The following is a 13,155-nucleotide window of genomic DNA, read 5'->3' on the forward strand; positions in this document are numbered from 1 at the left end:
ACTACGCCCACAGCGCCGCGACCGCCTCCGCCACCGCCCGCCCCTGGGCGAAACCGGCGTGCCCTGCGGGCGTCCTGCTGGCCGGGGACAGCGGATCCGTACCGAAGGCGGCGAGCGCGGCCTCGTCCGGAGTGATGACCTCGATGACGCCGCCGCGTTCGGCGATCGAGGCGGCGTCGGCGTCGAGTACGGGGTCGGGCATCGGGGCGATGACGAGGGTGCGGGCGTATCCGGCCGCGAGGTCGAGGTTGGTGAAGGAGCGGACGCCGCCGTCGATGTAGCGGGCGTCGCCGACCGTCGCGACGGGCCAGACGCCGGGGACGGCGCAGCTCGCGGTGACGACGTCCACCAGGCCGACGCCGGAGGTACGGTCGAAGATCCGCGTCTCACCGGTGGCGGCGTCCACGGCGACGACGGACAGACTGCGCTCGGGCCAGTCGTGGGACGGCAGGCGGGCCTCGATGACGGCCCGCCGCTCGGCCTCGCTCACCGTCTCGGCGGCCAGCGCCATCTCGCCCATCAGCCGCAGGCGTTCCACCGGATCGGAGACCTCGGCGTCCACCTTCTCGCCGAACGCGAAGAGTTCGGCCAACGCGCCCTCGCGCGGCGTCAACTCCGCCCACTGCAACGCCGGATCGACCTGCGCCCGGAAGAGGTCCCCCAACGCCGCACCACTGCTGATCTGCGCGGCGACCGCCGACCCCGCCGACGTACCCAGCAGGAAGTCCGGGTCCGTGACATCGACCCCGGCGTCGGCGAGACCGGCCAGTACGCCCGTCGCCCACGCGATCCCGGCCACCCCGCCACCGCCGAGTACGAGCGCGCGTTCGTTCGTCATGATTACCCCCCTGGACCACGGATACGGACCGGGCCTCGACACCGACCCGGCCTCACTGCAAAGCCCCCGGTGGATCATGGTTATTCCCGCCGGACGGAGTTCGCCGGCCGGTGAACCCGGGGCGTCCTCCAGGCAGCGGAACGCCGACCGCCAGGGCTCGCCCGCGCCCGGACCGTACGCAATGGGGCAACCCCGCACGTACGGTCGAGCGAGGTGTGATTGGATGCGCGGACTGTGCCCGTGTGCTGCGCCGCGGCTCCCGTGTGATCGAACCCGTCGAGGTGCGATCCCGGAGACCGCGCCCCGCGGGTGAGTGTGGGGGAGTTCCGTGGGGTTCACGAGGGGGTTCGTTCGGTGATGGTGTGGGGGAGTTCCGGGGCGGGGGCCGCCGGGGCCATACGTAAAGGCATACGGAAGGGCACGCGCAAAGGCAGGCGTCGCGGGCTCGCGCTCGCCGTCGCGGCCGCGGTGACCGCCACCCTGGTCGGGGTGGGGACGGCACCGGCGCAGGCCAGTGAGACGACCGGCTCGGTGGACAACCTGAGGACCGGCTGGGACCAGGGCGAGCCGAACCTCGGCCCCTCCGACGTGCGCAGCTCGTCCTTCGGGCAGCTCTGGACGGCGCCCGCGCAGCTCGACGACCAGATCTACGCGCAGCCGATCGTCGTCGGCGGCACCGTGATCGCCGTCACCGAGAGCAACACGGCGTACGGCCTCGACCGCACCACGGGCGCGATCCTGTGGCACCAGAACTTCGGGCCCGCGTGGCCCGCGTCCACCCTCAGCTGCGGTGACCTCGCGCCCAACGTGGGCAGCACCAGTACGCCGGTGTACGACCCGGCCAGCGGCGCGGTCTATCTGACGACGAAGGTCAACGACGGCCCGAACCCGCTGAATCCGCACTGGTACATGCACGCGCTCGACCCGACCGACGGCAAGGAGAAGCCCGGCTTCCCGGTGACGATCCAGGGCACGCCGTCCAACGACCCTGGCCAGTCGTTCCTGCCCGCGTACGAGATGCAGCGGCCGGGGCTGCTGCTGCTCGACGGCGTGGTCTACGCGGGCTTCGGCGGGCACTGCGACGCGCCGCCGTACCGCGGTTACGTGGTCGGCGTCAGCACCACCAACCCGGCGGTGACGTCGATGTGGGCGACGGAGGCGGGCGCCAGCAACAGCGGCGCGGGCATCTGGCAGTCCGGCGGCGGCCTCGCCTCGGACGGGCCCGGCCGGATCTTCCTCACCACCGGCAACGGCGTCAGCCCGGCGCCCGGCCCCGGCACCAACCCGCCCGGCACGCTGGCGGAGTCGGTCGTACGGCTCCAGGTGCAGGCCGACCGCAGCCTGAAGGCCGCCGACTTCTTCAGCCCGTCCAACGCGCCGATCCTGGACCAGCGCGACACCGACTTCGGCTCGGGCGGGCCCGTCGGCCTGCCGGACAGCTTTGGCACCGCGTCCCACCCGCACCTCATGGTGCAGCAGGGCAAGGACGGCCGGATCTTCCTGCTGGACCGCGACGCGCTCGGCGGCAGTTCGCAGGGCCCCGGCGGGACCGATGACGTGGTCGGAACCACCGGGCCGCTCAAGGGTCAGTGGGGCCACCCCGGTGTGTGGGGCGGCGACGGCGGCTACGTCTATCTCGTCGGCAACGGCGGTGCGTTGACCGCGCTGCACCGCGGCGTGACGGGCGCGGGCGACCCCGCGCTGAGCGTCGCCGGAGCCAGCCAGGACACCTTCCCGTACACCAGCGGATCGCCCGTGGTGACCTCCGACGGCACGCGCTCGGGCAGCGCGCTGGTGTGGGTGGTCTGGTCGGGCGGCCCGACCGGCGTCAACGCCCAACTGCGCGCCTACAACGCCGTACCGGACGGGAACGGCGTCCTGCCGCTCGTCTGGTCCGCGCCGATCGGCACCGCGCCGAAGTTCGCCACCCCGGCGACGGACGGCGGGCAGGTCTTCGTCGGCACGCGCGACGGCAAGGTGTTCGCCTACGGCAACCCGGTCGGAAGTCCCCTCAAGGGAGGGCCTGTTGACTTCGGCCAGGTCCCCGTGGGCACCGACGCGCACGCGAGTGTCGTCCTGACGGAGAATCAGAACCCTTCCGCCGCACTCGGAATCAAGGGTGTGAGCGTGGACGGGCCGTTCACCGCTGACACCTCGGCGCTGCCGTCGTCGATCCCGGCGGGCGGGACGCTGACGGTCCCCGTCACCTTCCACCCGACCACGGTCCTCGGCGCGAGCGGCACGCTCACCGTCACCACCGACGCGGGCAGCTTCGCGCTGAGCCTGCACGGCGTCGGTACGAAGGCCGGTCTGTCGGCCTTCCCGGGCACGGTGTCCTTCGACAACCAGCCGACGGGCACCTCGTCCACCACCAACGTCCAGTTGACGAACACCGGTACCACCCCGGAGACCATCACCGCCGTCACGCCGCCCAGCGGGCCCTTCACGGCCACCCACCTGCCGAGCGCCGACCCCGCCAACCCGACGGTGATCCCGCCGCAGAGCTCGGTCGTCTTCGAGGTCGAGTACGCGCCGACGGCCACCGGCTCCACTTCCTCGTCGATCAGCCTGACCAGCACCACAGGGCCGTTGACCATCCCGCTGTCGGGCAAGGCGATCAGTGGCCAGGGCCACCTGATCTTCACCCCGACCACTCTCGCCTTCGGCGCCGTCACCCGCGGCACCTCCAGCACCCGCGCCTTCACGATCACCAACACCGGCAACGTCCCGGTCACCGTCACCAAGGCGAAGGCCCCCGCGGGCGTCTTCACCAGCCCCGACCCGCTGCCCGAGGGCCTCGTCATCGGCCCCGAGCAGAGCGTTCGCCAGACGGTCACCTTCGCCCCGACCGCCACCGGCCCCCAGACGGCCACCTACGAGGTCACCGGCGACGCGGGCCAGGGCGCCCAGCTCGAACAGCTCACCGGCACCGGCGCCCCGCCCGCCTCCCAACTCGGCACCCTGCTGGCCCGCGACGGCTCCGGCACACTGTGGTCCTACCACGGCACCGGCCTGGCCTCCGGCCCCTACGCCCCCCGCGCCTCCATCGGCGGCGGCTGGAACACCTACAACGTCATCACCAGCGTCAGCCGCGAGATGTCCAACGGCACCGGCACGGCCGTCGGTCGCGACTCCTCCGGCACCCTCTGGTACTACCAGGGCACCGGCAACCCCGCGGCGCCCTTCGCCCCCCGCGTCAAGGTCGGCGGCGGCTGGAACATCTACAACTCCCTCACGGGCGTCGGCGATGTCTCCGGCGACGGCCGCGCCGACCTCGTCGCCCGCGACACCTCCGGCGTCCTCTGGCTCTACAAGGGCACGACCAGCATCACCGCCCCCTTCGCCGTCCGCACCCGCATCGGCGCCGGCTGGAACGGCTACAACACCCTGCTGGGCACCGGCGACCTCACGGGCGACGGCCGCGCCGACCTCATCGCCCGCGACCCCAGCGGCGGCCTCTACCTCTACAAGGGCACCGCCAACGCCACCACCCCCTTCGCCCCCCGCACCTCCATCGGCCCGGGCTGGAACATCTTCAACTCCCTTGCCGCCACCGCCGATGTGACCGGCGACGGTCATGCGGACGTCGTCACCCGCGACTCGACCGGCACCCTCTGGCTCTACCAGGGCACCGGCAACGCGGCCTCCCCGTTCCTGGGGCGCACGTACATCGGGACGGGGTGGAGCGTCTACAACTCGCTGATCTGACGCGCTGCTTGACGCCTGTACCCCGCGAACCCGTCCGCCCGATCCAGGGGGCGGACGGGTCCGCCCTGATGCGGACGAGGGTTCCTCTGGAAGCCGGTCAGGCCGAGGCGAGCCGAGGACCGCGTCCTGGCGCCGCCCGCCTTGACTCGCTACGGCTTTCGGGCTCCGGTCTCGTGGACGGTGACGGGGCGCGGCGGGCACTGGCAGTTGGCCCACGGCGTCCGGTCCAGGTCGTAGGCGCTCGGGGCCGGGATGTCGCTCTTGTGCTTGTCGACGTAGGCGCGTTCGTACGTCTTGCTCGCGGGCGTGAGGCGGTACGGTGCGCCGTGGCCGTCGGCGGAGATGGTGAAGTCCCGTTGTTGGCCGTCGACCAGGAGGGTGACCACGACGCGGTACTCGTAGGCGAAACGTGTCGCGACCGTCGCGATCCCGATCCGCTGCGACGTGCCGCCGTCGACGAAGATCTGGTGCCCGCTCTCCAAGTACGGGCTGCCGACCGTCACTTCCTGCGTGGAGTGCGGGTCCCACTGCCGGGCGCGGAGATCCGCGGAGTCGAGGTCCAGTGCCACCACCGGGTAATCGCCGCTGCCCTGGCTCGGCAGGGTGAAGAGGGTGCCGCTGTAGGGCGCCGATCGGCTGAGGATCTCGGCGCGGATCGCCTCCACCTGAACGGAGTTCGCGCCCTTCGGATTCTGGATGATCAGCGAGAACCGGTCGATCCCGACCACCGCCGGATGCGCGTCCAGCACCGCCTTCATCTCACCCCTGTCGACGTGAGTGAAGTCGTGGACGACCGGCGGCAGCGCCGCCTTCGCACCCGCGGGGAGCGCCATGTACGTACCTGGCATCCCGAGGTCGTCGGCGGTCGCCACGATGGTGAGGGGGGTGGAGCCGCCGGAGTCGGAGGTCAGGAACGCCCAGGTGGTGGCGGCCGCCGAGCCGAGGAGGCCGGTGACGAAGATGATCAGGCCCGCTCGCGCGGCTCCGGACAGGCGGGCCCAGGCGCGGCGCTGCGGAGTCGGCTCCGGGTCGGGAGCGGGGTCCGGGGCCGGGTCGGCGGTGGACGGGTCGGCGTTGGCGGGCTCGTCCGGTACGGGGTCCGGCGTGGCCGGGTCCGTGGGTGCGGGCGCGGGCCCGACCGGTTCGTCCGGCGGCTGGGTCACGGTGGGCTCGGTGCCCCCTGTCATCGTGCGTCCTTCCGGGATGCGTGGATACGTAGATGCGTAGATACGGAGAGCGGCGGGTGGTCACACACCCGCGAGAAGATCCTTGATGTCCGGCGGCAGGGAACCGCCCATCTCGTCGTAGGGCACGTCGATGGTCCTGACCCCGCAGGCGACGGCGCCGTCGAGGCCGATGGTCGGGACGTAGAACTCGACCGAGCTGTGGCTGAAGAGGACGAAGTACTCGTTCTCCAGGTCATCGGCCAGCACCTTCGCCGACGGCAGGGTGCCGCAGAAGTCCGAGGGCGCGTGGGCCCGCAGGATCTCGCCCGTCCGCAGCCGCTCCGCCTCGGTCTGCGCACTCGTCATCAGGGTCGATTCCCCCGACCGCAGGTCGATGTTGTCGGTCACGGAGAACGGGAATCCGTCCGCACTCAGTTCGTTCCAGTACACGAACGACATTGACAGCAGATCCGCGTTCACCCCGACGACCGACAGCGTGCCCTTCCACCGCGACCGCTCGGACCCCTTGCCGACCACATCGGTCGCGTACTTCTTCAGATTGGCGCTCACGGACGCGTCCATGGCCTCCGATGCGAGCCCGGAGACCGACAGGTACGGCAACCTCGCCGGGCTGTCCCCCGCCACCACCCACTCATGCTCCCGCACCCGCACCGACGACCCCGGCACCGCGTACGTCCCGCCGGGCCCCAACTTCGGACTCACCAGCGTCACCCGCACCGACTCCCCGGCCCCCGCCCCGCCACCATCGTGGTGCCGCACCACGAGCACCACCACAGGTACGGCAAGCAGCACCAGCCCCACCACCCCGAGCCACACCCCGACCCGGTCCAGCCTCGACCGCAGCCCGCCCCCGGCACCCACCCGAAACCCCCCAACAGCCTCTGACCGTAGGGAGATTATGTCGCCCTCGACCCCGGGCGCGGCCCACGACGGCCGCCGCGCCGCGGCACGGCAGGACCCGGCCGAACTGACGACGAGGCCGGTCAGTGCGGTGTCGTCCGGGCTTCGCGGCGCGTCGCCTCCTATCGTGGAGCGGCACAGCGTGACGTCGGCGCCCGAGGCGGGGAGCACATGGAGAAACCGCGGATCGACTATGCGGCGGTCTTCCACGCCCTCCCCGGGATGGTGGCGCTGCTCACGCCCGACCTGGTGTACGCCGACGCCAATGAGGACTTCCTGCGGCTGGCCGGGCGCAGCCTCGATCAGCTGGTGGGCCGCTACATCTTCGATGTGTTCCCCGAGAACCCGAACGATCCGGCCGCGGCCGGTATGCGGGAGACCGAGGCGTCGATGCGGCGGGCCGTGACCACCGGCGAGCGCGACACGATGGCGCTGCTGCGCTACGACATCGAGGACCGCCAGCGGCCCGGCCACTGGGAGGAACACTTCTGGAGCCCGGTCAACGCGCCGGTCCTCGGACCGGACGGGGACGTCGTGCTGCTCGTGCACCGGGTGGAGGAGGTCACCGAACTCATCCGCGCCCGCGGCGGCCCGGGCGGCTCCGTCACCGACAGCAGCAGGGCCCGCGTGCTGGAGGCCGAGCTCTACACCCGCGCGCGGGAACTGCAGGAGGTGAACGAGCGCCTGCGGCTGGCCCATGAGCGCGACCGCGAGGTCGCCCTCACCTTGCAGAAGGCGATGCTCCCCGCCCCCACGCCGGTCGGGCACCACCGGGCAGCCGTCCGCTACCGGCCCGCCGTCAGCTCCCTGAACGTGTGCGGCGACTGGTACGACCTGGTGGACCTGGACGGCGACCGCATCGCGGTCGCCGTCGGCGACGTCGTCGGCCACGGCCTCGAGGCCGCCGGTGTCATGGGCCAGCTCCGCAGCGCGCTGAGCGCGGCGTCCCGCGTCGTCGACGGCCCGGCCCGGGCCCTGGAAGCCCTCGGCCTGTACGCCCGCCACGTCGAAGGGGCCGAGTCGACCACCGTGGTGAAGACCTTCATCGACTGGGAAACCCACACCCTCACGTACAGCAGCGCCGGTCACCCCCCGCCCGCCCTGCTCCACCCCGACGGCACGGTCACCTTCCTCGACCAGGCCACCGACCCGCCCCTCGGCGCCCGCCCCGAACACGTCCGCCGCCCCGAGGCCCGTACGCCCTTCACGGAGGGCGCCACCCTGGTCCAGTACACCGACGGCCTGGTCGAACGCCGCACCGAGGACATCTACACCGGCCTGGCCCGCCTCGCAGCCTCCCTGATCCGCCACGGCCAAGCCGCCCCCGAGGCCCTGGCGGACGCCCTCCTGGCGGACCTCCTCCCACCCGGCGGCAGCACCGACGACACGGCGCTGGTGGTCATCCGCCTGTGAGGGTGGCGGGCGCGTGGGTCGGCGCGCCCGCGGTTGGCGGTGTCGGCTCAGCCCATGGACTTCGCACCGTCGAGGGACTCGCGGATGATGTCCGCGTGGCCCGCGTGCTGGGCGGTCTCCGCGATGATGTGCAGCATCACGCGGCGCGCCGACCAGCGGGCGCCCGCCTCGAACCACGGGGCCTGGGGCAGCGGCTGAGTGGCACTCAGGTCAGGGAGAGCGGCCAGGAGTTCATCGGTCTTGCGCGCCTGCTCCGCGTAAGCGTCCAGTACCCCGGCCAGCGTGTCACCGGGCAGCATCTTGAACTCGTCGGCCCGGCGGGCGTAGTCGGCCTCGGTCATGTCGCTCGCGTTGCCCATCGCCGACGGGCCCTCCACGACGAAGTCGGCCCAGCCGCGCTCGACGGACGTGACGTGCTTGATCAGGCCGCCCAGGCACAGCTCGCTGGCGGTGGTCCGCTGCCCGGCCTGCTCGTCGGTGAGGTCGCGCGTGGTGAAGCGCAGGAAATGCCGGTGCTTGGCCAGCATCGCCAGCAGGTCGGCGCGCTCGCCGTCGATGTCAGTCGTGCCGGTGGTGGTACGGGCCTGCGTGCTGGTCTGCGTGCTGCTGCTCATGATCTGCGCCTTCCGTCGTTCCGTCCTCGTGACACCCACATTAGGGACCGTTGCGGTCACTTTCTGACCTGAATGACGCGACACTGGAGATATGGCGAACACGAGCACCCGAACGCTGCGGCTGTTGTCCCTCCTCCAGACCCACCGGTACTGGCCGGGCGGCGAACTCTCCGAACGGCTCGGCGTCTCCGTCCGCACCCTGCGCCGCGACATCGACCGGCTGCGCGAGCTGGGCTACCCGGTCGAGGCGCAGCGCGGCACCGACGGCGGCTACCAGCTCGCCGCGGGCGCGGCCCTCCCCCCACTCGTCATCGACGACGAGGAGGCCGTCGCCCTGGCCGTGGGCCTGCAGGCCGCCGCCGAGAACTCGGTCGAGGGCATCGCGGAGGTCTCCGTCCGCGTCCTGGCCAAGGTCGTCCAGGTGATGCCGCTCCGGCTACGGCGCCGCGTCGAGGCCCTGCGCGCGATGACCGAGGCCGCCGGCTGGGACGGCCAGGACCGCAGCGGCATCGACCCGGCCGTCCTCGTCACCCTCGCCCTGACCTGCCGCGACACCGAACAGCTCCGCTTCTCGTACACCGCCGCCAACGGCCGCCCCACCGACCGCCAGGTCGAACCACACCGCCTGGTCCGCCTCGGCCGCCGCTGGTACCTCGTCGCCTACGACCTCGCCCGCCACGACTGGCGCACCTTCCGCGTCGACCGCCTCGCCGATCCCCAGGGGACGGGGGCCCGCTTCCGCACCCGCGACCTACCCGCCACGGACGCCGCCGCCTTCGTCCGCGCGGGCCTCAACAACGTCCAGCGCCCCTACGTCGTCGAAGTACTCGCCGACGCCCCGGCCGCGACCGTACGCGAGCGGATCGGCCGCTGGACCTCCGTCGAGGAGATCGACGCCGAGCACAGCCTCTTGCGCATGTCCACCGACTCCCTGGATTGGCCCATCATGGCCCTAGGCGTCCTCGGCACCGACTTCCGCGTCCTCGGCCCGCCCGAACTCCTCGACCGCCTCCAGGACTGGGGCACGAGATTCGCCCGCGCGGCCGAGCAGGGGCTAGCGGGGCCCGTCGGTACGGCGGGGACCGAACCGGAGGGAGCGGCGGCGCGCGGCTGAGCACTCGTACGTCCAGGCCGGTCCGCGCTGGCGCCCAGGGCGGCGAACCCGCTGGACGTAAGCAGTTCCAGCAGCATTGACCGGTCTCAGCGGAACGCGGCGACGTTGCGGGCGGCCCAGGTGGCGAAGGGGTGCGGGGCGCGCCCGAGGACCTGCTGGACGTCCGGGCTGATACGCAGCTCGTCCGGGCTGGGGGAGCCGAGGATGTCCAGGGTGTCGTCGGCGAGCTCCGTCGGCAGGGTTCGGGCCATGGCGGTCCTGGCCTCGTCGCGGGTCAGCTCGTGGAACCGCACCGGTGAGCCCAACGCGGCGGCGATGGCCTCCGTCTGCTGGCGCGGAGTGATGGCCTCAGGGCCGGTCAGCTCGTAGACGCCGCCGGTGTGTCGGTCGTCCACCAGGCAGGCCGCCGCGACCGCGGCGATGTCCGAGGGGTCGATGAGCGGCACCCCGATGTCGCCGAAGGGCGCGGCGACGAGCCGTTGCGTGCGGACGGACTCGGCCCACCACAGGGCGTTGGAGGCGAAGCCGCCCGGCCGCAGGATGGCCCACTCCAGGCCGGATTCCCGCAGCGAGTCCTCCAGCGCCCGCATCGCTATCCGTGTGGAGCCGAAGGGCCTGGTCGCCACACCCTGCGTGGAGAGCAGGACAACCCGGCGGACTCCGCTGTCCGCCGCTTCGCCGATGAGGTCGGCAGGGCTGGCCCCCGCGGCGTGCAGATCACCGGACAGCAGCAGGAACAGCGCTTTCGCCCCGGCCAGCGCGGGCTTGAGCCCGGCCGGCTCGGACAGGTCGGCCACCACATGCTGAACGCCGTCCGGCACCGCGGCCGTGTGCCGCGATACAGCCGTCACCTCCTGGCCCGCGTCGGCCAGCGCCTGCGTCAACGGCCTGCCGATGTTGCCGGTAGCCCCGGTCACCACGATCATGATCAGCTCCCTTTCAGATGCCCTCTGTGGCATTCACGCTAGGAGTGCGGGCTAACTCTTGGTAAGGACATACCTAGAGGTAAGCTCATGGCATGGCGGGAGGCGCGCAGACCAGGCAGGCCGAGGCGGGCAAGCGGTATGACGTGTTTCACACCGACTGCGCCGCGCGCGATGTGGTCGATCACGTCACCAGCAGGTGGGGCGTCTGGGTCCTGATCTCCCTGCGGAGCAACAACCTCCGCTTCTACGAACTGCGCGACAGCATCCAGGGCATCAGCGAGAAGATGCTCGCCCAGACTCTGCGCGCGCTGGTCCAGGACAACCTGGTCTGGCGCGAGGTCGAGCCGACGACCCCACCCCAAGTCACCTATGGCCTGACCGACTTCGGCCGCGACATCGGTGAGCCGCTGACGGAGTTGTTCGACCGGATCACCCGGCGACTGCCGCCGGTAGCGCAGTAGCGTCCGCGGCGCATCCGGGGATCGTCGGTCGGGGTGTCGCCGGTGAGGCCGGAAGGGGTTCCTGGGGCCTGTTCGAGGACGATTCGCGTGGCACTCTCGCCGAGGCTGACGGGTAGAAACGGCCGACCGGGACCCGCGGGGTGCGCCTTGGGTACGTACGGCCGCCGGCGGGCGACCGATGAGTTCTGGCCGGACGGGGAGTCCGTACTTCGACAGGCACACCACCCGTCCGACCGTCCGGAGGAACCCATGGCCACGAGCAGCAACGCCAACGCCGCCCTGCCCCCTGTCGTCGACGCCGCCACATGGCAGGAGGAGTTGGCGGCTCTGCGTGTGCGGGAGAAGGCCGCCACACGCGAGTTGGACGCCATCGCGGCGCAGCGGCGGCGGTTGCCGATGGTGGAGATGCCCGACTACGTGCTGGAGGGTGAGGCGGGCCCGGTCCGCCTCGCCGAAATCTTCGGCGAGCACCCGCAGTTGATCGTCTACAGCCACATGTGGCACGAGGGCGCCGAGTGGCAGTGCGCGGGCTGTACCGGCTTCACCTCGCAGTTCACCCGGCTCGCGGGCTTGGAGAAGTTCGACGCTCGGTTCGTGATCGTCACCCAGGGCCCGATCGACGAGGCGCTCGCCTACAAGCGCAAGGTCGGCAACCGGATGACGTGGTACTCCACGGCCAACAGCCCCTTCGGCACCGACATCGGCGCCCCGCCCAACGCCGGCTTCGCCGTCAACGTCTTCCTCCGCGACCGCGACACCGTCTACCGCACCTGGCACACCGACGGCCGCGGCACCGAACAGCTCAGCCACCTCTTCCCCCTGGTCGACGTCCTCCCCTACGGCCGCCAGGAGGAGTGGCAGGACTCCCCGGAAGGCTGGCCCCAGTCCCCGACCTACAGCCGCTGGACGTCGTCGCAGGAGATCGCGGCGGCGTACGGGGAGGGGGCGAGCTGAGGTGAGCGGGGTGGCGCGTGGGAGCTACCCCCTACGGGCGGAAGGTGCGGCGGTAGGTGTCGGGTGGGACGCCGACGCTGCGGTGGAAGTGGCGGCGCAGGGTGGTGGCGGTGCCCATGCCGGTGGCCACGGCGATGGTGTCCACGGTGGCGTTGGTGGTCTCCAGAAGTTCCTGGGCGTGGCGGATGCGCTGGGTGTGCAGCCACTGCAGTGGGGTGGTGCCGGTGAGGTGCTTGAAGTGGCGGCCGAGGTGGCGTGAGCTCATGCGGGCCTGGCGGGCCAGGTCCTCCACGGTGAGCGGTTGGTCGAGTCGCTCCAGGACCCAGGGGAACAGCTCGCCCAGGGGGTGGTTGCCCGGGTCGGGGACGGGGGTCGCGATGAACTGGGCCTGGCCGCCGTCGCGGTGCGGCGGGATGACCAGACGGCGGGCGATCGTGTTGGCGACGGCCGATCCGTGGTCGAGGCGGACAAGGTGCAGGCACAGGTCCATGGCGGCGGCCTTGCCCGCGGAGGTGAGGACGTCGCCGTTGTCGACGTAGAGAACGTCCGGATCGACGGTGGCTGCCGGGTGGCGGCGGGCCAGTTCCCGCGTGTGGGCCCAGTGCGTCGTGGCTCGCCTGCCGTCGAGCAGTCCTGCCGCGCCCAGGACGAAGGCGCCCGTGCACAGTGAGGCCACCCGGGCGCCGGCCAGGTGGGCGGCGCGAACCGACTCGACCAGTTCGGCGGGCGGTTCGCGATCCGTGTCGGCCCAGCCGGGGACGATCACCGTGTCCGCGTACGCGAGGTGGTCGAGTCCGTTGTCGGGTTCCAGGCGGAAGCGGCCGACGCGCACCGGCCCGCTCCCGCAGAGGGAGAAGCCGTACCAAGGGTCCACGATGTGGGTCAGGTCGGTCCCGAACACCTCGACGGCCACCGACAGTTCGTACGGGAGCATGCCGTCGGTGACGGCCAGCGCGACAGTGGGCATGTCCGGAACTGTACGTGGCATGTCGTTTCCGACACTCGTGCGGGTGCTGCCGCGAGGACAGGATGGGGGTGTC

The 13,155-nt window shown here is 71.8% G+C and carries 11 protein-coding genes; 5 read left to right on the forward strand and 6 right to left on the reverse strand.

Annotated features, from left to right (window positions below):
* Position 1 precedes the first annotated feature (1 nt).
* Positions 2-838, reverse strand: a complete 837-nt coding sequence (locus AB0M29_RS15650) for a patatin-like phospholipase family protein (RefSeq protein ID WP_365382806.1) — start codon at positions 836-838, stop codon at positions 2-4.
* Between the two features lie 489 nt (positions 839-1,327).
* On the opposite strand from AB0M29_RS15650, the gene AB0M29_RS15655 reads away from it, so the two are divergent.
* The gene (locus AB0M29_RS15655; RefSeq protein ID WP_365382807.1) at positions 1,328-4,546 is read left to right on the forward strand and encodes a choice-of-anchor D domain-containing protein; all 3,219 of its coding nucleotides are present in this window, start codon (positions 1,328-1,330) and stop codon (positions 4,544-4,546) included.
* 149 nt (positions 4,547-4,695) lie between these two features.
* Here AB0M29_RS15655 and AB0M29_RS15660 read toward each other — a convergent pair whose 3' ends face one another.
* The gene (locus tag AB0M29_RS15660) at positions 4,696-5,733 is read right to left on the reverse strand and encodes a hypothetical protein (protein ID WP_365382808.1); all 1,038 of its coding nucleotides are present in this window, start codon (positions 5,731-5,733) and stop codon (positions 4,696-4,698) included.
* A 60-nt stretch (positions 5,734-5,793) separates the two neighbouring features.
* Positions 5,794-6,594 carry a hypothetical protein gene (locus AB0M29_RS15665; protein WP_365382809.1) on the reverse strand — a complete coding sequence of 267 codons (801 nt, stop codon included), beginning with the start codon at positions 6,592-6,594 and terminating at the stop codon, positions 5,794-5,796.
* A gap of 210 nt (positions 6,595-6,804) precedes the next feature.
* On the opposite strand from AB0M29_RS15665, the gene AB0M29_RS15670 reads away from it, so the two are divergent.
* A complete protein-coding gene (locus AB0M29_RS15670; RefSeq protein WP_365382810.1) occupies positions 6,805-8,046 on the forward strand; it encodes a SpoIIE family protein phosphatase in 1,242 nt (413 codons plus the stop codon).
* Between the two features lie 47 nt (positions 8,047-8,093).
* Here AB0M29_RS15670 and AB0M29_RS15675 read toward each other — a convergent pair whose 3' ends face one another.
* Positions 8,094-8,660 carry a DinB family protein gene (locus tag AB0M29_RS15675; RefSeq protein WP_365382811.1) on the reverse strand — a complete coding sequence of 189 codons (567 nt, stop codon included), beginning with the start codon at positions 8,658-8,660 and terminating at the stop codon, positions 8,094-8,096.
* A 91-nt stretch (positions 8,661-8,751) separates the two neighbouring features.
* Here AB0M29_RS15675 and AB0M29_RS15680 point away from each other — a divergent pair, with 91 nt between their 5' ends.
* On the forward strand, positions 8,752-9,774 hold the full coding sequence (locus AB0M29_RS15680; RefSeq protein WP_365382812.1) for a YafY family protein: 1,023 nt from the start codon (positions 8,752-8,754) through the stop codon (positions 9,772-9,774).
* Between the two features lie 86 nt (positions 9,775-9,860).
* Here AB0M29_RS15680 and AB0M29_RS15685 read toward each other — a convergent pair whose 3' ends face one another.
* Complete coding sequence (locus AB0M29_RS15685; protein ID WP_365382813.1) at positions 9,861-10,700, reverse strand: NAD(P)H-binding protein; 840 nt, start codon at positions 10,698-10,700, stop codon at positions 9,861-9,863.
* 92 nt (positions 10,701-10,792) lie between these two features.
* Here AB0M29_RS15685 and AB0M29_RS15690 point away from each other — a divergent pair, with 92 nt between their 5' ends.
* Positions 10,793-11,161: a helix-turn-helix domain-containing protein gene (locus AB0M29_RS15690; RefSeq protein WP_365382814.1), complete on the forward strand. Its 369-nt coding sequence runs from the start codon at positions 10,793-10,795 to the stop codon at positions 11,159-11,161.
* 249 nt (positions 11,162-11,410) lie between these two features.
* Complete coding sequence (locus tag AB0M29_RS15695; protein ID WP_365382815.1) at positions 11,411-12,115, forward strand: DUF899 family protein; 705 nt, start codon at positions 11,411-11,413, stop codon at positions 12,113-12,115.
* Positions 12,116-12,146: 31 nt separating this feature from the next.
* On the opposite strand, the gene AB0M29_RS15700 is transcribed toward AB0M29_RS15695, so the two are convergent.
* Positions 12,147-13,082 (reverse strand): helix-turn-helix domain-containing protein, encoded by a 936-nt coding sequence (locus AB0M29_RS15700; RefSeq protein ID WP_365382816.1) that lies wholly within the window; start codon positions 13,080-13,082, stop codon positions 12,147-12,149.
* Positions 13,083-13,155: the final 73 nt, after the last annotated feature.

The sequence above is a fragment of the Streptomyces sp. NPDC051976 genome, from assembly GCF_040680795.1.
Taxonomy (GTDB): domain Bacteria; phylum Actinomycetota; class Actinomycetes; order Streptomycetales; family Streptomycetaceae; genus Actinacidiphila.